Origin of the sequence: Paenibacillus wynnii, assembly GCF_000757885.1 — a bacterium.
Taxonomy (GTDB): Bacteria; Bacillota; Bacilli; order Paenibacillales; family Paenibacillaceae; genus Paenibacillus_AQ; species Paenibacillus_AQ wynnii.
This window is the reverse complement of sequence record NZ_JQCR01000003.1, coordinates 1,255,469-1,274,027: the sequence shown is the minus strand read 5'-3', so window position 1 is coordinate 1,274,027 and position 18,559 is coordinate 1,255,469. Positions and strand designations below refer to the sequence as shown.

21 protein-coding genes and 2 pseudogenes are annotated in these 18,559 nt (G+C 42.1%); 21 read left to right on the top strand and 2 right to left on the bottom strand.

The window, feature by feature from the left end:
- Nucleotides 1–184 precede the first annotated feature (184 nt).
- The 11 genes and pseudogenes from PWYN_RS21235 to PWYN_RS21185 all read left to right on the top strand — a co-directional run bounded on the left by PWYN_RS21235 (nucleotide 185) and on the right by PWYN_RS21185 (nucleotide 9,915).
- On the top strand, nucleotides 185–991 hold the full coding sequence (locus tag PWYN_RS21235; protein WP_036655978.1) for a dihydrodipicolinate synthase family protein: 807 nt from the start codon (nucleotides 185–187) through the stop codon (nucleotides 989–991).
- Nucleotides 992–1,101: 110 nt separating this feature from the next.
- Nucleotides 1,102–1,605: pseudogene (locus PWYN_RS29670) on the top strand (class I SAM-dependent methyltransferase); the annotation flags it as partial.
- A gap of 30 nt (nucleotides 1,606–1,635) precedes the next feature.
- Nucleotides 1,636–2,499, top strand: a complete 864-nt coding sequence (locus PWYN_RS21225) for an RCC1 domain-containing protein (RefSeq protein ID WP_036659048.1) — start codon at nucleotides 1,636–1,638, stop codon at nucleotides 2,497–2,499.
- A 104-nt stretch (nucleotides 2,500–2,603) separates the two neighbouring features.
- Entirely contained in the window at nucleotides 2,604–3,077 is a 474-nt protein-coding gene (locus PWYN_RS21220) for a hypothetical protein (protein WP_036655976.1), read from the top strand.
- A gap of 312 nt (nucleotides 3,078–3,389) precedes the next feature.
- Nucleotides 3,390–4,646, top strand: coding sequence for an acyltransferase family protein (locus tag PWYN_RS21215; RefSeq protein ID WP_036655975.1), 1,257 nt, complete (start codon nucleotides 3,390–3,392; stop codon nucleotides 4,644–4,646).
- A gap of 169 nt (nucleotides 4,647–4,815) precedes the next feature.
- On the top strand, nucleotides 4,816–5,934 hold the full coding sequence (locus PWYN_RS21210) for a GNAT family N-acetyltransferase (protein ID WP_036659047.1): 1,119 nt from the start codon (nucleotides 4,816–4,818) through the stop codon (nucleotides 5,932–5,934).
- Nucleotides 5,935–5,966: 32 nt separating this feature from the next.
- Entirely contained in the window at nucleotides 5,967–6,218 is a 252-nt protein-coding gene (locus PWYN_RS21205; protein ID WP_052088245.1) for a hypothetical protein, read from the top strand.
- Nucleotides 6,219–6,626: 408 nt separating this feature from the next.
- Nucleotides 6,627–7,652 (top strand): annotated as a pseudogene (locus tag PWYN_RS21200) (SMI1/KNR4 family protein); the annotation flags it as partial.
- 106 nt (nucleotides 7,653–7,758) lie between these two features.
- On the top strand, nucleotides 7,759–8,742 hold the full coding sequence (locus tag PWYN_RS21195; RefSeq protein WP_036655974.1) for a sigma-70 family RNA polymerase sigma factor: 984 nt from the start codon (nucleotides 7,759–7,761) through the stop codon (nucleotides 8,740–8,742).
- A gap of 69 nt (nucleotides 8,743–8,811) precedes the next feature.
- Nucleotides 8,812–9,234: a VOC family protein gene (locus PWYN_RS21190; protein ID WP_036655972.1), complete on the top strand. Its 423-nt coding sequence runs from the start codon at nucleotides 8,812–8,814 to the stop codon at nucleotides 9,232–9,234.
- Between the two features lie 117 nt (nucleotides 9,235–9,351).
- Complete coding sequence (locus PWYN_RS21185) at nucleotides 9,352–9,915, top strand: hypothetical protein (RefSeq protein ID WP_036655969.1); 564 nt, start codon at nucleotides 9,352–9,354, stop codon at nucleotides 9,913–9,915.
- 91 nt (nucleotides 9,916–10,006) lie between these two features.
- Here the strand turns inward: PWYN_RS21185 and PWYN_RS21180 are convergent, their stop codons facing one another.
- Nucleotides 10,007–10,819 (bottom strand): class I SAM-dependent methyltransferase, encoded by an 813-nt coding sequence (locus PWYN_RS21180; RefSeq protein ID WP_036655965.1) that lies wholly within the window; start codon nucleotides 10,817–10,819, stop codon nucleotides 10,007–10,009.
- 285 nt (nucleotides 10,820–11,104) lie between these two features.
- Here PWYN_RS21180 and PWYN_RS21175 point away from each other — a divergent pair, with 285 nt between their 5' ends.
- Together PWYN_RS21175 and paiA are read left to right on the top strand one after the other, a co-directional pair.
- Nucleotides 11,105–11,557 carry a MarR family winged helix-turn-helix transcriptional regulator gene (locus tag PWYN_RS21175; protein ID WP_036655961.1) on the top strand — a complete coding sequence of 151 codons (453 nt, stop codon included), beginning with the start codon at nucleotides 11,105–11,107 and terminating at the stop codon, nucleotides 11,555–11,557.
- Nucleotides 11,558–11,578: 21 nt separating this feature from the next.
- The gene (paiA, locus tag PWYN_RS21170; RefSeq protein WP_036655958.1) at nucleotides 11,579–12,097 is read left to right on the top strand and encodes a spermidine/spermine N(1)-acetyltransferase; all 519 of its coding nucleotides are present in this window, start codon (nucleotides 11,579–11,581) and stop codon (nucleotides 12,095–12,097) included.
- Nucleotides 12,098–12,319: 222 nt separating this feature from the next.
- Here paiA and PWYN_RS21165 read toward each other — a convergent pair whose 3' ends face one another.
- Nucleotides 12,320–12,709, bottom strand: coding sequence for a hypothetical protein (locus tag PWYN_RS21165; protein ID WP_036655956.1), 390 nt, complete (start codon nucleotides 12,707–12,709; stop codon nucleotides 12,320–12,322).
- Between the two features lie 339 nt (nucleotides 12,710–13,048).
- On the opposite strand from PWYN_RS21165, the gene PWYN_RS21160 reads away from it, so the two are divergent.
- The 8 genes from PWYN_RS21160 (at nucleotide 13,049) to PWYN_RS21135 (ending at nucleotide 18,450) form a co-directional block, all read left to right on the top strand.
- Entirely contained in the window at nucleotides 13,049–13,804 is a 756-nt protein-coding gene (locus PWYN_RS21160) for a WecB/TagA/CpsF family glycosyltransferase (protein WP_036655953.1), read from the top strand.
- Between the two features lie 82 nt (nucleotides 13,805–13,886).
- A complete protein-coding gene (locus tag PWYN_RS30115) occupies nucleotides 13,887–14,105 on the top strand; it encodes a hypothetical protein (RefSeq protein ID WP_240479872.1) in 219 nt (72 codons plus the stop codon).
- Nucleotides 14,000–14,428 carry a MerR family transcriptional regulator gene (locus PWYN_RS21155; protein WP_240479857.1) on the top strand — a complete coding sequence of 143 codons (429 nt, stop codon included), beginning with the start codon at nucleotides 14,000–14,002 and terminating at the stop codon, nucleotides 14,426–14,428. Before PWYN_RS30115 ends, PWYN_RS21155 begins: the two co-directional genes overlap by 106 nt.
- On the top strand, nucleotides 14,412–14,834 hold the full coding sequence (locus PWYN_RS21150) for a hypothetical protein (protein WP_205622782.1): 423 nt from the start codon (nucleotides 14,412–14,414) through the stop codon (nucleotides 14,832–14,834). The genes PWYN_RS21155 and PWYN_RS21150 overlap by 17 nt, the downstream gene beginning before the upstream one ends.
- 375 nt (nucleotides 14,835–15,209) lie before the next feature.
- Nucleotides 15,210–15,455, top strand: coding sequence for a hypothetical protein (locus PWYN_RS30730; protein ID WP_205622781.1), 246 nt, complete (start codon nucleotides 15,210–15,212; stop codon nucleotides 15,453–15,455).
- Nucleotides 15,456–15,491: 36 nt separating this feature from the next.
- Nucleotides 15,492–16,379, top strand: a complete 888-nt coding sequence (locus PWYN_RS21145) for a helix-turn-helix domain-containing protein (protein ID WP_169744140.1) — start codon at nucleotides 15,492–15,494, stop codon at nucleotides 16,377–16,379.
- A 91-nt stretch (nucleotides 16,380–16,470) separates the two neighbouring features.
- Nucleotides 16,471–17,544 (top strand): phosphotransferase enzyme family protein, encoded by a 1,074-nt coding sequence (locus PWYN_RS21140; protein WP_084146854.1) that lies wholly within the window; start codon nucleotides 16,471–16,473, stop codon nucleotides 17,542–17,544.
- Between the two features lie 111 nt (nucleotides 17,545–17,655).
- Nucleotides 17,656–18,450: a Cof-type HAD-IIB family hydrolase gene (locus PWYN_RS21135; protein ID WP_169744139.1), complete on the top strand. Its 795-nt coding sequence runs from the start codon at nucleotides 17,656–17,658 to the stop codon at nucleotides 18,448–18,450.
- Nucleotides 18,451–18,559: the final 109 nt, after the last annotated feature.

Genomic DNA, 18,559 nt, shown 5'->3' with positions numbered 1-18,559 from the left:
TTCACAAGATCCAATATAGTTATAAAGATAGCCCACTTCAGGCAGCGTCCTGAGGTGGGCTTTTTAGGGCTCGGCGATTTGCAGAGGTATATTAAGTGAGTTTATAAAACGTTATACTAATAAAAGTATATTTTTTAATGCCATCCGAATTTCTAGATGTTTCAATGGAGGGATAATGATCCACATGAAGAATTTTCATATTGCCATACCTACTCCGTTTCGAGAAGATGAAAGCTTGTATTTGGAGGGATTCGAGCCAATAGTCAATTATTTGAAAAAAAACGAAGTCGAATCATTGTTTGTTTCAGGTTCAACAGGGGAACAGCATTCATTGAGCATCGAGGAGCGACTGCATATCATAGACTATTTCAACCAGAAGCAATTTCTGGATGTAGAATTGATTTTTGGCGTTGCATCCACTAGAACCCGAGACGGGGTGAGATTAATCCAAGCCCTTGAAGGATCGGTTTTTGATGTGGTAATGATCGGATTTCCACCTTACATTAAACCGACCCAGCAACAAGCTATCTTGTATGTAGATGAGTTACTCACACACACATCCAAAGATGTTATTCTTTACAACAATCCTTCCCGAACAGGTTTTGATTTGAGTCTGGATGCTTTGCACGATTTAATAAGAAGGCATGACAACATCTTGGGTTTTAAGGAGGCAGGAGACGTTCATCGTCATAGAGATACGATGTTTCCTGAATCGTTTGTTAGGTTCGCAGCGGGTGATGAAAACCTAGTATCCAATATTAAAATAGATGGATGTAATGGCTTGTCCAGTATGGTCGGAAATGTGTTCCCTAAAGAAATTAAGCAAACTTTTGATGCTCTTCTGGAGAACAGAACCGTAAATGTTGAAGAAACCGGCCAGATGATCGCCCAGGTCACACACGGTCAGACCCTTGTGAATATTAAAGCATATTACAACCAATTGGGAATGGGAACAGGTAGTTGCCGTTCACCTCTAGGAGTTGCAAGATAATCTCTCAATAATAACACTAATATTTCGAATCAGTGCGGGTGTCATCCCTGAGTGAAGCCAAGACACTGATTCTGTGTTTTGGCTTTTATAATTTGAAAGGTGGTTTCTACATGAATGAATTAGAATATAAGGATTTTATGATAAAGTCGGCAAAATTAATGGGTGGGACTTTAGGGAATTGCAGGTAACCATTGCTTCTTCATTTCAATCTGTGTTTAGGATTGACTTATCGAGCGGAATGATGGAAACTACAAAATCAAACCTGGATAAAGCGAATGTTTCTAACGTTCTATTTGAACAGATGTCATCTGATAACTTGCAATTTCCATTTGATTTGATTGACGTAGTTTCGTGTTATCACGCGCCGTTCTTCTCAAATGAAGTGTCTAAGGTGTTAAAGAATGATGGAATTTTTTTGACGCAGCAAGTAAGTGAAGCGGATAAATTAAATTTAAAAACCGCTTTTGGTCGGGGGCAGGCGTTTGGAGTTGTCGATGGAACATTAAATTATTCCACATTTCGGTCATGAGGACAGGAACTTTCAAATTCTAAATGATTTCATTGATAACAATCTAACGCCAAAGGAAATTTGCACAAATTCCAAAAGGTTAATGGGAAACGGAAAGAATACAAGGAGGAATGACATGGTGAAACGGTGGCCTAAAAATACTATAGCGGCGGGTCGTCGTCATACCGTTGGTCTTAAACCGGACGGAACGGTGATGGCTGTGGGTGATAATAAATATGGACAATGTGATGTAAGTGGCTGGCACGATATGGTGGCGGTTGCGGCTGGTAATGTTCATATGGCGACGAACACGGGTAATGCTCATACAATCGGGCTTAAATCGGACGGCACGGTTGAGGCTGTTGGTTGGAATAAGCATGACCAATGCGATGTGAGCGGCTGGCACGATATTGTGGCGGTTGAGGCGGGTTGGCGTCGTACCGTCGGTTTAAAATCGGATGGTACGGTGGTGGCTGTAGGTCGAAATAATGAAGGTCAATGCGATGTAAGCGACTGGCTTGATATAGTAGCGGTAACGGCGGGTGACTGGCACACCTTAGGGATTAAATCGGACGGCACGGTAGAGATTGTAGGGAATAATCGGTATGGTCAATGCAATGGAAGCGGTTGGCGCGACATAGTGGCGGCAGCGGCGGGTTACCTTCATACCGTCGGGCTTAAATCGGACGGCACGGTGGCGGCTGTAGGTTGGAATAAGCATGACCAATGCGATGTAAGCGGCTGGTTCGGTATTGTGGCGATAGCGGCGGGTAGTAATCATACCGTCGGGCTTAAATCGGACGGCACGGTGGCAGCAGTGGGTTGGAATGAGCATGGCCAATGCAATGTAAGTGGCTGGCGCGATATTGTGGCGGTAGCGGCGGGATGCGCTCATACTCTCGGCCTTAAATCGGACGGCACGGTGGTAGCTGTGGGTGATAATAAATATGGCCAATGCGATGTAAGCGGCTGGCGCGGCATCCAACTGCCCAGCAATTAGTTTTCAATAATAAAATACATAAAATGAAAGCCATTTTCATTGAAGTTTTAATTACATATGCGTCTAAGGAATAGATATAGGTACTCGGGAGGAGTATTAATTAGATGAATTTAAAATCCGTATTCGTATTTCTTGTTATATTGATTGTACTATCTGCCTGTTCGGGTGGCGGTGAAGAAAGAAAGATTTCGCTTGAAAATGTAATTCAATCTATGGAAACCCAAGGCTTAAAAGTATTTCCAATCCACCTTAAGGGAGGAAAATCACATTTTGGGGAGCTAAACCATGTTACGGCAGTGACGTATGCTATAGATACATACAGTATGGACAAACTGCCACAGACATCACCGGATTCATCGCTTCATACGGATGCTGTAAACGTGTATATCTTCATATTTGATTCTGAACAAGCTCAAAATGTAGGACGTAAAAATCTTGACGAAAAATTAGCTAGTGCTAATTTTGTAACCATACCAAGTGTTTACGAGAAAAAGAATGTGCTGGTTGTACATTTTAAGCTTCCCGATGAAAAGGTGGAGTACGATGATATGATAAAAAAGGCAGTCAAAAACCTTTAATTAATAGATATTCATTGCCTTAAATTAGCAGATTTATCCACATTAAATCTCAAGGTGCCCAGCATCTTGGCGAATTTCAGATCGTGGTATTTATTTGGATGAATAATGAAATTGTTGAAGGGTTTTCCTATAACTTATTGAAATATAGGAGTACCTGAAATCGATGTGCAGCGCCATTGGGAGTGGGAGTAGTGGGTAAACGGATGTGGTGTTCTAGGCTTCGGTTATCCTGTTCAGTTCGACGGCCATTCCGTTGTGTGCGCGGACGATCATCCGTTCGGGAGTCAATTCGGAAAAGAGGAACTTAAGCTGATGTCAAATATTCGGTTAGACAGTACCCGATTAACAGGAGCGGATGGCGTTCGAGCGATCGCTTGCCTGTCCGTCATCCTGCATCATTTGTCACAACGTCTAGCGATGCCCGCACAAAAGCAATGGCTTCAAGAAGTGCAGTCGGTTGTCTTGCTTGGGAACAGCGGGGTCAGCTTGTTTTTCGTGTTAAGCGGATTTTTGTTATCGTTCCCCTTTTGGAGCGCTTACTTGGAAAATGAAGCGTATCCGAGTATCCGTACATATGTAGTGCGTCGTGCTGCAAGGATTATGCCCGGCTTCTATGTTTCGTTCTTGGTTTGTCTGTTACTCGTATGGATACTGGACATCCGTACGGAGTTCTTGTGGCGGCGAATCATCACGGGGTTCACGTTTACGACGGGCTTCCACTATACAACTCTTTTTCCGTCCGACTTGAATGGGCCATTCTGGTCGATCAGCTTCGAGGTGTTATGCTACATGTTGATGCCTTTGTTTATGGCTTTATTGTTTATGCTCAGCAAGCGGCGTTCGTTCGGAAAGGCGATCTTGTTCTGGGTCGTCGCCTTTGGATTGGTACTTGTCGCCAACTCGCTCATACATCAGTGGTTTACGCCAAGCGAGAATGGCCGGGGTTGGGATTTTGGTCTGATCGGCGGCGCAAAATACTGGATGCCAAATTACAACCCAATTGGATTTTTCGGTCACTTCGCTATTGGTATCTTGGCGGCGGGCGTAACGGTCGCGATTATGCAGCGCGGCACCGCCATCGAGCGGTTGCGCAAGCTCGGGCTGTTCGACGCCGTCGGGGCAGTAGCTTTGGTGCTTGCCGGCTTGCTGCTCTGGCGCATGCGCCACCTTGGTGAATTTGACTTCAGCTTCCAGCAGCAGCCGTACTACTTCCCGGCTTACGCCATTTTGTTCGGAGTCGTGCTGTTGTCGGCACCGTTCAGCCTAATTTTAGGACGCTTACTTGAAAACCCCTTTTTCCGATTTACCGCGAGAATTTCGTTCGGCTTGTATATTTGGCACTATTTGTTCATTACGTTAATCGAAATGTACTTCTTAAAGGATTATCGCTATTTCGGGATCCAGGACGTGTGGCGATGGTTAGGCATCAGTGTATCCGTCGTCGCAATCTCGTATGTGGCAGCGACGATCTCTTATTATGTTATAGAGCAGCCGTTCATCAATTGGTCGAAGGGTAAGCCGTTCTTTCGAAGCAAGCGGACGGATACACACTCGGGTAAAGCGGCATAAGTTATTTCTCAAAAGAGGATCTAGCAGTTCGCAGAATTTCACACAACCTTCAGAGGAATTATTCTTATACAGGGTGAAATTTGGATACCAGTAAAGAATAAGTAACGATTGTGCTAACGGATACGAGTTAGGAAGGTAGTTTAATATTTAGACTGAAAGTGTAATGCAAATGGTTAAATACAGAATGGCAACTCCGAATGAGCGCGAAGAATGCATAGATTTAGCCAACTATGCTTTTCGCTTAGATTTTGAAACCCTGATGCCCAAAGCGTACGATAAGAACGTAGATTCCTCAGCCATGCATATGGTTGCTGCGGATGAGAAAGGCAGGCTGCGCGCACAGGTGGCCGTTTTTCCAGAGTCGCTGACGGTATGTGACTATACTCTGCGAACCTGCTATTTAGGTACCGTATCGGTCCATCCTCGTGCGCGTAGCGAAGGGCATATGAAGGTGCTCATGAACATGTGGCTTGGAGAACTGCGCAATACGTACGATATGGTCGTATTATATGGTCAGCGACAGAGATATGAGTATTTTGGCTTCACTCTTGGCGGTGTAAAGTTCAAGTATTTCGTGGGAGAGGCCAACGTGCGCCATGCCTTAAGACATGTGAACGATACAGGAATATCCTTCTGCTCGTTCTTCGAGGTTGAAGGAGCAGAATCTTTTGCGCATAGCATTAACACCTCGCGGCTTGCTTATATTGAACGTAACGTACAGCAATTGCCACTTATTTTCAAATCCCTTCATCAAAAAGCGCTGGGCGTTCTGGAAAATGGTAAGTTGATCGGGTATCTGATCGTAAACGAAGCAGGCGATGAAATATCTGAATGCGCGATGAAAAATACGGACGATATTTCGCGGACTATCAAGGCTTATATGGTATATAGCAGAGCAGAGCGGGTTTCTATTTATACGCCAGAATATGACATTCCTCTGAATACGACTCTTGGTAGCATTGCTGAAGACTATGTTATCGAGACATCTGATATGTATAATATTCTGGATTTTGCCAATGTATTGAAGGCTTATCTGACACTTAAGTTTAAGACGTTAGGGATTGTCCAGGGGGAGTTCTCTGCAGTCATGGACGGTCAGCCGGTTACTGCGCGAGTGGATGCGAATGGCGTGACTGTCGAGCGGTCTGCTATGCCCGATGCAGTTGTCCTTAATAAGCAGCAGGCTCAGACGCTTCTGCTTACACAACACAGTCGTTATATGGCAGTAACTGCACCTGTAGGATGGTTTCCGTTACCCGTATTCTGGTACAAGATTGATAAATTCTGACTAATCCAACTAATCACGATACCCCAAATAAAATGCGTGTAGTAAAAGACATGTCCGAGCACACTGGACTATCAGAGGGTGATTATGGAATATTAGGTTTGTTAGTTGAATTAGGTAATGGGGTTCAAGTCAATATTACTCCCGCTGGGAAATCAGCAGTGATTGATTCTCGTCCCATAGTCGCAAAGGCAATACGCAAACATTTTCTTGATCATTTAACAGAACAAGACATTGAGTTGATTACGACGTTGGCGGAGAGGATAGATAAAAGGTTTTCTGATTGATCTGTTTATCAAGTCTATTAGTACTACTATTGTTTGTTAAACCGGAGATGTGGCGTGTCTTTCCACCCGATCCACCTGAGCGTTAATGCTAGGTGGTATTTTTTTGAGATTCATGGTAGCGAAAAATACAACATCTCTTTCATGTCACGCCTAGTTGTTAGTCTTATCTGTTTCTCTTAGATCAGTCATAGAAAAACTTGCCGCTTCAACTAGTGGGGGGAACTGTATTATAAGTAGGGGCAAGTTTTAGTTGTGTAACTCGAATCAAGTATGAAATGATCATAAGGGAAAGTTACGGGTATAAACCATATACAGAGGAGTACGGAGAATACCGATTACCGCTTCTGCTGAAATTGCTGGATAAGCAAACAAAGGAAAACTGGCTGTAGTCAATAGGAGGGTTCAAATATGTGGTTTGGGAAGAAAGAAACGCAACTGGATCGAATAAAAAACAAGCTGCATCAAGCCAAGCGTAAAGACACAGCTTTCTCGGAGTTTGGAGCATCCTCACATCAATACAGGGTTAATAGGAAGTTTACAGCAAAAAAGCTTGCGGACTGGCAAGCCCACAATCAGGTAACACTTCCTGAGCCTTACGCACAGTTTTTAACGAAAGTCGGAAACGGAGGCGCAGGGCCCTATTATGGGATTTATTCGATCGAAAAGGCAGCTTCTTATACCGATTGCCAGGCACTCCTTGCAAAATCCGTTCTGCATCCTGGAATGACCAAAGAGGAATGGAACCTTCTGACGGAACCCCTGACCAATGATGAGGACATTCCCGCAACGGAATACGATGATGTCTGTAATAAGGTGCTGGGCGGTATGTTGTGCATAGGCACCCAGGGCTGCGAATACGATATGTATCTCGTACTTGAAGGGGAACACAGGGGGAGAATTGTGTACACCTCCGAATTCATTCCCGATCATCCCTTTTTCTTTGTCTACGAAGATAGCTTTCTGGACTGGTATGAGCGCTGGCTGGATGAAATTATTCTAGATTATGAAAGTGGTTGGTTTGGCAGCCGAATGCCGGGTGATGAGAATGCGCTGATCCAGATTTATCAGAGCGCTCCAAACGAAGAAATCCAAGTTAAAGCGCTTGATGGAATGTTCAAGTTTAAGAAAATCTCTCAGCCAACCCTCGGTTTTTTGAAAAATATTGCGGAGCAAAGCCCAAAAAATCGGACCATAGCCATTCAGCTAATCTGCAAAACTTCTTTTAACGCGGGTAGAAAATATCTTCTGAATCTGTTGCAATCGGATGGGCAGGAGGATTTTCTACAAGCTGTAAAGATTCTGCACGCTTCCAGTAAAACTGTGGATTTAACGGAATTTATTCCAGTGATCTTGCAAAGGCTTGACAGGATTGACGACCCAGAAACGTTGCATTATGCAGAGGATATCTTGAAAGAATGCGGTGCGATTACCCTATGAACTACTTTGCCAGATGACATTTCGATAAAGTTGAATCGTGAGCCGACTGGCAAAGATATAAGGGTTTAAGCTTTTTTGAGCGCCCAAAATGGAGGGAAGCAAAATGAGCCAAAAGCATGGAGAAATAGACCTGATCGAGGAGTTGCGTTCTGAACTCATCGGTTATTGTTATCGGATGATGGGATCCATTTTTGAGGCGGAAGATGCGGTGCAGGATACCATGCTCCGCGTCTGGCAGAACTGGGACCAGATCCGTCAGCATTCTTCCCGTAAAGCTTGGATGTATCGGATTGCTACCAATGTTTGTTTGGATAGGCTAAGGAATGCAAAGCGCCGGGCACTTCCGATGGATCTCTCAGAACCAGCTGCTATTATTATGGAACCAAGGGACAGTATGGCTCGAAATTCTTGGGTATGGCCCGCCCCCGATACCGCTTACGACCCGGTCAATATAGTGATAAGCAGAGAAACCATTCGATTATCTTTTATAGCGATCATGCAATTATTGCCACCTCGGCAACGCGCCGTACTGATCCTGCTTGATGTCTTCCGATGGTCTGCTAATGAGGTAGCGGATGCGATGGGGATGACCGCCGCAGCCGTCAACAGCGCTTTGCAACGAGCACGGGCGACGATCGCTCAATCGAATCTTCGGTCCGATGATTTACAAGGGGGGGATGTCCAGGCAGATCAACAACTGCTTGCACGATATATGGAAGCTTTCGAGCAGTACGACATCGAAGCGTTGTTAGCATTGTTCCACGAGAACGGCAGCTTATCGATGCCGCCATTTACGATGTGGGTTCGTGGCAGCTCGAATCTATCGTCCTTTTACAATACAACACGCAGCCATTGTCTGGATTCCCGGTTATTGCCGATCCGGGCTAACGGGAATAGTCCCGCTTTTGCTCAGTATGTACCCAACGGACGAGATGGGTTGCTGACTCCTTGGAGCATTCAGATCCTCGAGGTAAAGCATGACAAGATTGCTCATATCCATCATTTTATTGATTCTGAATTATTTGTTCGATTTGGATTGCCGACAGGTTTGGACGCAAATCAGGATTTTTTCAATATATACCGATGATTTTAAGTTGGCCGGATCGTCTATACTTATGAATCACAATCGAATCAAAACTCGAGGAGGAACAATCTTATGACGGTAAAACTTACCCCTTATATTACTTTGGAGGGACGCGTAAAGGAAGCCATTCAGTTTTATGAACAAGCCTTAGATGCAGAAATTCTCTCCATGGTTACTTACGGTGATATGCCGGACATGCCCAATACGTTCACTGATGATCTGAGGAGTCTTGTAGCGCACGCCAAGTTAAAAGTCGGTGTAACGGAACTTATGTTTTCGGATGCTCCAGGCGGATCACCTATTGAAAACGGGAAACGGGTAACCATTTGTATTACTTCGAACGAAGTAGAAAAATCAAAACGTATTTTTGAAGCTTTGCGGCAAGGAGGGCAAGTCAATATGCCGTTTAGAGAAGAACCTTTCAGCCCTGGATTTGGTGATGTAACCGATAAATTCGGCGTGACCTTTCAAATTTATACTGAGCTTGAACACTAATCACCGACAAAGAGTTGCCCATAATGTTGGTGCGACTCTTTTTTATTGCTAGCATTTCATCTGTTGAAGAAGTCAAAAAAGATGGTATGAAATAATATCATGAGAGCAGGTGGTAAATTGAATTTTCGTTTACTCACGTTAATATTACTATTCACTTCCGTATTTTTTATATCAAATGGACAAGATGCTAGCGCTTTGTCCTGTGTTGAGGTGGGAAGCCCCCAAGAAGCGTTAGAGGAATATAGTGGAGCTGTTTACGGTGAAGTGATACAAATAAGGGTCGATTTGAAGCAAGAGGGATTTACGGGGTCAAAAGAGAAAATTAGATACATATTAGTAGATGTTGAACGAAGTTGGAAGACTGAAGTTGACTCTCAAATTATACTCGCAACGGACTACACTTGGGGTTTTGATTTCAAAGAAGGCAATAAATACTTAATATACATTAGCGAAGTGGCTGGCGAATTAAGCAGTAGTCCGTGCAGTTCTACTATTGAAATGAATAACCTTAACCAAGCAACAGAACTATTCGGTGAAGGATTTCGACCAAAACAACAAGTAAACTTAGAACACAAGATGTGGTTTATGTTTGAGCAGGATATTGATTTATATATCGTAGTTGCAATAGTAATTGTGGCGATTTCCTTCTTTTTCATGAGAGCAAGCAAGAAAAAGGGCTAAGTGTAATCTCGTTGCGCTAACGGGACACGATAGTTAAATATAAAGGGACCACATATTCTAATGACAAATATGCAGAACCCTCTATCGGATACTATAGTTTTCTTGCTTTAATTACAAAAGTTACAGGAAGCATCTTTGCTTTTTTTGCAAAATCACTGTTATCGTCCCGCGATTGCATAATCTCATCATCAGATTGCTCAATCATTTGCTCAATTACAAATCCCGCTTTTGAGAGCGCATTCACATAGGTTGATAGTTTACGGTCCGATAATGTTAGCGTATCTTCATCAAGTGATACCGAATACCAAGATTCATCAAAATAACATTTTTTAAAAGCAAGTATATTATTTTCTGCAACAACACATTTGTGTATAGGATGAGACCAACTGAAGATGAATACGCCGTCTTTTTTTAGGTAAGAAGCGATCCGGCAAAAAGTACCCTCTAGATCGGTGGTCCAGCCTATGGCATAAATCGAACAAACGAAGTCAAAATAATCTTCCGGTATTCCACATTCTTCTTCCATGGGAGAACAGATCAGTGTTGCTGAAAGACCGCACGACGTCAAATGGTGTTTTGTCTTTTCGATTTGTTTTTCTGATAAATCCATACCCCATAGTTCAGATGCTTTACGGTCCCCCAGATACTGCAAGGATTGACCGCTTCCACAGCCTATTTCCAGTATCTTTTTTCCTGAGACATCGCCAAAAAGGTGGCATTTTTCTTCTGAGACAAATGCTCCATAGAGAGGCAGCGCGGTTGCTCCTAAGACTTCATTTCCTTTTGTATCCCAAAAGATGCTGTTTGTTTTATGTATAGAATTCTTGTCCATGTCGACCGAGATGGCACTGCCAACCTCGCCAGCGCCAATAATGTTTGTTCTATAATCAGAATTTTTGTCCATGCCGTTACCCTCCCCCAATATAAATAATATGAGCCTAAACATTTATCCCGACTTGCGCGTTATCCCAATAACACATATCAAACACGAACACTCTGCGCTATTTGATCCCAAAATAATGTATCATTTTCCAATGAACAAATCTACCTAAAATCTCCCATCTAGCATCCATTTGATCTTGCAGACATGACCGACCCATCCTGTTGAAATATTGTTGCAAATACAACAAAACTAAGGTACTATTTTTTTACTGCGTACGGAAAATAAAATACTAGTGAGGTTGCAAATATGAAGGATATTTTACGTGAGGTTGGAATGATTGCAAGGGCTTTGGATTCTGTAAGTAATATAGAATTTAAAAAATATGACCTTACAAAAGGTCAGTACTTATATCTCGTACGAATATGCGAAAATCCAGGGATAATTCAAGAAAAGTTAGCCGAAATGATAAAGGTAGACCGAACAACAGCTGCTCGTGCTATAAAAAAACTGGAGATTAATGGATTTATTGAAAAGAATGATGATCCATATAACCAGAAAATTAAAAAACTAATTCCTACAGAGAAAGGGATGACGGTATACCCTGATATAAAAAGGGAAAACGATTATTCTAATAGGGTCGCACTATCTGGATTTTCCGAAAGTGAAGTAGAAATGATGCTAAACCTGCTTGAAAGAGTCAGAAAAAATGTAGAAAAAGACTGGGAGTTCGTAAAAAAGGGAAACAAGAGAAATTATTGATTCGTAAAAGGAGGATGAAAAATGACTATATATATAAAAAAGTGCACATTTGAAGATCTAGAATTACTTCAAGAAATTAGTGTTGAAACATTTAATGAGACCTTTAAGAATCAAAACTCACGTAATAATATGAAAGCCTACTTGGAAAAAGCATTTAACTTACAACAATTAGAAAAAGAATTATCATATACCTCTTCAGAATTCTATTTTATTTATTTATATTCGGAAATTGCTGGGTATTTAAAGCTAAACACTAGTGAAGATCAAACTGAAATAATGGATAATGTTTCGCTTGAAATCGAGAGGATTTATATAAAGAAAAAATTTTATAAAAAGGGGCTTGGTAAATATCTAATATATAAAGCTATAGAAATAGCGATAGAACGTAATAAAGAAAAAATATGGCTAGGGGTTTGGGAAAAAAACGAAAGCGCAATTACCTTTTATAAAAAAATGGGATTTGTCCAAACAGGAGCCCACTCTTTTTATATGGGCGATGAAGAACAAATAGATTTTATTATAACCAAAACACTCATATAGAACAAACAAGAGAGGAATTGAGGAGAAAACCATGTATAATCCTTCAGACTTAAAAGAAGCAGCGGAGCGGGAATATTACCACAAGTGGAGGAAGTCATTAAGAATGCTACGGAAGATGGAGGGTTCGGCAATTAATTAAACTCCCTCAATATGATTTAGTATTCTTCCCGTTAGCGTCAACAAAGAGAACAGCCCACAGGCTGTTCTCTTTCGCTGTCTGCCTTAGAAGCACGTGAACGAGCGAATCCGTTTCAAATCGATGCCGAAGTACGCCCAGAAGAAACCGAACCATCTGAACCCTGCAATAGAATTACGCCCGACGAATACCGGGAAGAACCAAAATTGCTCGCCGTTGTTCTGCCAAATGTATGTGTTGCGGAACAGGCAGCGTCTGATCCCGCCGGGGTCGATGGCAAATGTGGTGGCCGACATTTGCGGTACGAATTGTGGTGGAGGAGCCGTCGGCGCTTGAATGCCTCCCGGTGCACCTCCCGGAGTCCCCGGAAATCCTCCGGGAAATCCACCTGGAAACCCCGGTCCTCCCGGCACGCCAGGTCCGCCCGGGAATCCCGGAAATCCTCCGCCGGTTCCCGGTGTTGGAAATAATCCCATATGTGATCGCTCCTTTCAATGAGTAGGCATAATCATCATATGCATTCGTGGAAAGGGCGCCTGGGCGAATGCCAATAAAAAATCCCCGCCCAGCCGATGCATCAAGTGGGAGCGGAATGCGTGGTGGGCTTCTAGGATTCAAACAAACCTTAGAATGCATTCTAGGAGTTCAGAAAATGTTGTAAAGTAAGGTCGGGGGGGGGACATCTTTTTGGTGCATGTCGTTTCCACATATGCCGTAGGCACATCCATCGACCGACTTTGAGATAAATTGATAAAATACATGATGTTTCCTTGTTATGGTAAAATTGCAATATACTCTTTAGTGAAGGTGATAACGTGGAAGGTACTGTTAATATATTGGGGATTCCTTTTTCCAAACTGACCCTTGATGAAACGACAAATCAACTGACTGAACATATCCAAAAAGAAACATCTAAATTGTTTCACTTGATTACAGCGAATCCCGAGATAACGATAGCTAATCAAACGGATAAACATCTTCAAGAAATCATAAGTGAGGCTGATTTGGTTACACCTGATGGAATAGGAATTGTTCTTGCTTCCAAAAGGAAAGGTGAACCTATTCAAGAAAGAGTTACAGGGTATGATCTGCTACTTCGTCTGTTAGACAAGGGGAACACACTTGGATGGAGTTTTTATTTCCTTGGGACAGATGAAGTTACAAGCAGAAAAGCTGTAGAGGTAATAGGCAAACTTTATCCTAATATAACAATCTCAGGTCGAAAAAATGGTTTCTTTACAGAAGAAGAAGAATTTAATATTCTTCATGAAATTCAGCAAACTAAGCCAAATATTCTGATTTTGGCTATGGGAGCCCCATATTCTGATAAATGGATTTATAAGCACAAACGAACACTTATCGATGTTAAGGTTGTTTTTGGAGTAGGTGGAAGTTTGGACGTAATAGCAGGGAAGGTAAAACCTACACCAACGTTTTGGAAGAAATTAAATTTAGAGTGGCTACATAGATTACTTACCGTTCCCGTTGCTAAAGGACAAAAATCAAGGTGGCGTAGACAGTCAGCCTTACCCAAATTCGTATATAGGGCAATTATTAAGCGTAATATATAAACAGACAAGATAGCAAGTTAGATAAAATAGAAGTTCTATATAAGAAACCACTCCAATGTTGAAGGAGTGGTTTTGTGATTATATGCTGATGAGCATCCGGAACGAAGCTGCCGACACGAACGGCAGCTCTATTACGTTAACGGGCTGGATAGCTGTAAAGATTGCTTGGATACGGAGGTTTCGCAGATACTTGATATTCCGAAGGATACGCTTCGGTACTATGACCGTATTGGAATCGTATCGCCGTCCCGGGAACAAAATTCTTACCGCAGGTATTCAAAGGACGACCTCGTCGATTTGATAAATATTCAAATCATGCAGTATGCGGACTTTTCTCTAGAAGAAATCAAGGGGAAGTTTCAGTTCCACAGAATGCAGAGTGTAGATCCTGCTTATTACCAGAAGGTCGCTGAATTCCTTGTTGCCAAAAAAGCAGAAATGAGCAAGAAAATTGCACATCTTGAAAAGGTCAGTCAGTTGCTCGACGTAGCAGTTGAAACGCTAAGGGACTTTAATTATGAAAGTGACCAGCGGCTGGCAGTGTTCGTTCGGGAGATTTACCGGGATCTTCACAAGAAGGATTCTGGAATAACTAAGGAGGATTGTGATGGAAATCAAAATTAAGAATTATTATTATCTGATTGCTGGCGTTCTTGCGATACTGTTTGCCGTTACACACGCTTGGAACGGGCAATCCGCTGTACTACCAATGCTCTTTGTTAATGATATAGCTATGGATACGCGGATAATAATTAGGTATGTCTGGCACATTATTACCACAGAAAATCTGGTCTTCGGTATTGTATTCATTATCCTGTCCTTTCAAAGCGACCGATCGAAGATCCAGTCTGCTGCATGGACGATCGCGTCACTTCTGCTCGTTCGTCTGATGGTCATTCTCGGCGTAACGGCTTTTTATGATGTTTCGTCACTTACGGATACGTTAATCGATTCGATTGCCATCCTAATCTATGTTGCTTTCATCATATTGGGTATAAGAATGAAGAAAAAAGAGTTCGGAGGTCAATAGCCACAAACCATTAGGAAGGTTTGAAACAATACGCTAACAGGAACGCTAGTTGAATCTATCAGTCTAAAACCTTCTAATAGAAGGTTTTAGACTGATTTTAAGCGAATCATTTAGAGTTCATTCCCCATTAGCCCTTACAAATGAGGATATGTGAGTTAGCAGTCAGAGGCTGAGAAAGATAGTTGTACTGACCGCAAGGCTTTGAACTAACAGACAGAATAGTTGAATAATCCCTCGCAAGCATACTGTGGTAAAATATACTAAATATGGTGGTGAAAATAATTGAAAAACAGCGGTTTTCAGTTATTGGCAAAAAGATCAGCAATCTTGCAAAGTTAGATACCGAAGGAAACAATTGTTGGGATTTGGGGAGCAATGAGTGATGTCAGTGGAAATTTTGATAGATGGAAAGAAGAAGGGAAATATTTAGCAGGATGCGAAGTTAAAGACAATGAAACCTCTCCTAATATTGTTCAGAGGCTTTGCGATCCCCTAGATACGGCAAGGATTGACCGCTTCCACAGCCTATTTCCAGCATCTTTTTTCCTGAGACATCGCCCAAAAGTTGCAATTTTTCTTCTGAGACAAATGCTCCATAGAGTTTTCTATTATACTTATTAAAAGGAACAAAAATTATCCTAGGAGTGTGTCATGTTTATGGAACCATACAAGCTTCTATCTGTGCTCCTATCACGAATAGAAGAAAATGTTTCTGGTACTAGGGAGACAGAATATCTGGCCGATCTCCAGATCTCCATTGTTCATTTGCGTCGACTCTTCAAGTTCGCTTTCGGCGTGCCGCTACAAAGCTATATCCGCTCACGAAAGCTGGCCGCCAGCTTGGAGAATTTGATACTAACCGAGAAACGGGTCCTCGACATTGCTATCGAATGCGGTTATGAACATGAGCAAACCTACATACGCGCGTTTAAACGGGAATATGGGCTTACGCCTGGCGAATGCAGACATTCCGGTAGAAACATTCACGTAACCCCTCCTCTTCATCTGTTTCCAAAGTACAATGTTTGCGGAAATGTGGTGTACGGGCCGCATATGGTTATGATTCCATCCTTTCATTTAATCGGGCGAATGCATCGAATTGAGATCGCTGAAGCGCTGACAAAAGCACCCGAAGCTGCCAAGCAGTTTTGGTGGAACAAGCGGCATAACGTGTCTAATCCAGTAGAACCCAATATCTATTACGGTCTAACGAGGATACCTGATCCATCTCTTAGTTGGACGTACTATCTACCCTCTATGCGCGTAAAAAATCTGAATGATATTCCTGATGGCTATACAGGCGACACCGTCCCTGCTTCCTTGTGCGTCGGCTTTCGCTATATTGGGAACCATCATTACGAAGAGATTGACGAACTACGCGCAGAGGCGCTATATAAGGCTATCGATAGGCTTTCAGAGGAGAATAAAGGGAGATATGAGCTTCTTAATAGAGAATTATTTTTAGAAAAAATCGATACGGAAGCGTATGATGGCCAATATTGTCAAATGGAATGGTTTGCCCCTATTAGAGTGAGGTACACTTAAAATGATCAAAAAAGTCCATTGAGCGTGACGCTATTGTGGTACGTTTTTATTGATAGTAACAAAAATAAATGCTGTGTGAAAAGGGGCTAGTATGAATTATAACGAGGTTGTTTCAATCGAAGATACCTATTTACTTACAGTAGTATCGGAGTTGTTCGGATTAGATGGCTATGAAATCCAGCTGATTCCGGCACATGACGGAGGGCGGAATGTCGTATATACCTGTGAGAAAGAGGGGAGCAATTCAAAAATACTTAGAATCGCTTTCTTACCTGACAGGAGCCGGGAAGATTTCCTAGGCGAGGTGGAATATATTCGGTATTTATTTGAGCATGGAGGCAGTGTCTCAAATGTAATCAGCTCCCGGAAGGGGAATCTGCTCGAGGAAATCAACTACAATAACAACACCCTTTTTATCTGCCTGTTTGAAAAGGCTAAGGGGAAAATGCTTGTAGAAAGTAATTACCGCTACCGGGAAGGAGTTCCAATTACCGAATATTATTATAATTGCGGTAAAGTCCTGGGAAAAATGCACCAAATATCGAAAGGGTATATGCCTGTCCGTCGCCGGTATAGTTTTTTTGACAAATACAATGCCGAATATATTGATAAACTGATACCCGGATCCTTATCTCTGCTAAAGGAGAAGCTGGTAGAGCTGCTTAAAACCTTAGAAGGATTGGACAGAAACCAGGAGAATTTCGGTATGATCCATTTTGATTATAATGATGGGAATTATTCGATAGATTTTGATACCGGGCAAATAACCGTATATGATTTCGATAATTCGTGTTTCGGTTGGTATATGTTTGACCTGGCAAGTCTCTGGACACACGGAGTGGGCTGGATACAATTTGAACCAGATGCCGGTAAACGCAAAAAATTTATGGATGATTATTTTGAGACAGTCCTCGCGGGATACAGATCCGAGACCAAGATCGAAAATTCGATGTTGGATAAATTGCCCTTATTTATCAAAGTAACCCTTATGGAAAATATTGTTGATGCATTCGAGGTAATGCAAAACACCGGTGAGGAACCGGACTGTGACGAGGAACTGTCGTATCTCATAAAATGTTTGGAAGACGATATCCCGTATAAGGGATTTTTCCATGAAATTTACTCTTGTAAAGAAACCTTTGAGTATGAAAAACGAGATATATAGTCTTATCGTAGCATCCTTTGACTGAACGGGCAGGTTAATTCAATAGTGAGTCTAGCATCTCTCCTGAAATTAGGATATTATTGGAACAATTATTTGTGAGGAGAGATGCAGATGTCGGACATACAGGCAATTGTATTAGACTTGGACGGAACATTGCTCTGCAGTGACAAATCCATATCACCAAGAAATTATGAGACTGTTAAAAGATGTTATGATTCTGGAATTCATATTATTGTTGCCACGGCGCGACCGCCTAGAGCGGCTAATCAATTTGTAAATAATTTTCCTTTTGTAGACTACTTGGTTTATTACAATGGTGCTCTAATAACGTGCAAGTCTAAGCAAACTCAGCGGCACATTAGTATCCCAAATGAGATTAGTCAACAGATTAACAAATTCATTGAGTTACATGCTCCTCAATCGTTAATTTCATACGAGGATAATGATTCATGGTATGCGTGTACACCAGTTCCCGACTCCCAGCGTGCTCAATTCGGTCTCCGTTCGAATGATCCGAAACCCCAGGTTAAGGATAATGATTTTATTAGTTCACTCTCCCCAACCAAAATATTGGTTCAAGGTTACAGCACATGGAGGAATATTATAGAGCAATTCGGCGACCATGTGAACGTAATCGCAACCGATGGAGGGGTATTAGTTCAAATCATGCAAAAATCAGCATCAAAGGAAGAAGCCGTACAATGGGTACTTAATGATATCGGAGTGAAGTCAGAAAATGTAATGGTATTCGGAGATGACTTTAACGATTTAGGACTATTCCAAATGTGCGGATTTCCGATCGCAATGGAGAACGCGATAATTGAACTAAAAAATTGTGCAGCCCACGTAACTGATTCAAATGATAACGATGGTGTTGCTCTTGCTCTTGAGAGATTAGTGGTGTAATCACTTGCTGATAATCATTAAGCTATCGGATACAATAGTACAATCAAATAAACCCAGTCTAACACTTTATTTTTCGTGTTCTGACTGGGTTTATTTGATTAGAGTTTAC